This is a genomic window from Vibrio sp. 2132-1 (assembly GCF_033344315.1).
The window spans coordinates 1-722 of the sequence record NZ_JAWPON010000300.1; the positions used below are offsets into that span (position 1 = coordinate 1).

Genomic DNA, 722 nt, shown 5'->3' on the forward strand with positions numbered 1-722 from the left:
AGGCTCAAACAAACTGCCTGCTGATGTGTAATTCTCTTTGCTGTACTTAGAAAGGTAGCTCGGAAGATGAGATGCGTTTGACACAGCTACAGGGTCAATCCCGAAGTTATCCAAAGCATCTAAAGGACCAAAACCAATCACAACCACGCGCTTAGGTGATTGTTCTAGCTCGGTTTTTCCCATGTAATGGTCAATAACAACGTTAGCAGCAAAAGATGGAGAAATGGTTAGCAGCGAGAAAACAGCCGCACTGACGAGTTTTTTCATTTTGTTGAGCCTTAATGAGATCTATTATCATGCGCGTTCGCAATATAGCGTTACTCTCAAAAGCATTCAACAAGATTTATACGACTTTACATTCATTACAGTGATTTTAGATTAAACCATTTCAAGCACTTATGAATGGCAATCATTGCAATCCCGAATTGAATTATTCGTGCGAATCGATGAACGCTTTTAACGCCATTTCATCAAGAATCGCTAAGCCATTGTCGGTTTTTGCAATGAGTCCTTTATCGATAAGATCTTTGACCGCACGTCGATAAACTCGGCCTGACGTACCAAATCGTTCCGCCTCTTGGTTCACTTTGTCAAAGCCACCAAGCAGCGTATCCGTCTGATTACGGACGAGAAGATCATAGGCAATGTTGTAAGTGATGGGATGCAGCAAACGGTTAGTATAGATATCCATTGAGTCCTGATAGTCTTCTTCCAGTGCAGAG

Annotated in this window: 2 pseudogenes; both read right to left on the reverse strand. The window is 42.0% G+C overall.

Going from position 1 to position 722, the window contains the following annotated elements:
- Nucleotides 1–267: pseudogene (locus tag R8N47_RS25045) on the reverse strand (siderophore ABC transporter substrate-binding protein); the annotation flags it as partial.
- Nucleotides 268–430: 163 nt separating this feature from the next.
- Nucleotides 431–722: pseudogene (locus tag R8N47_RS25050) on the reverse strand (Crp/Fnr family transcriptional regulator); the annotation flags it as partial.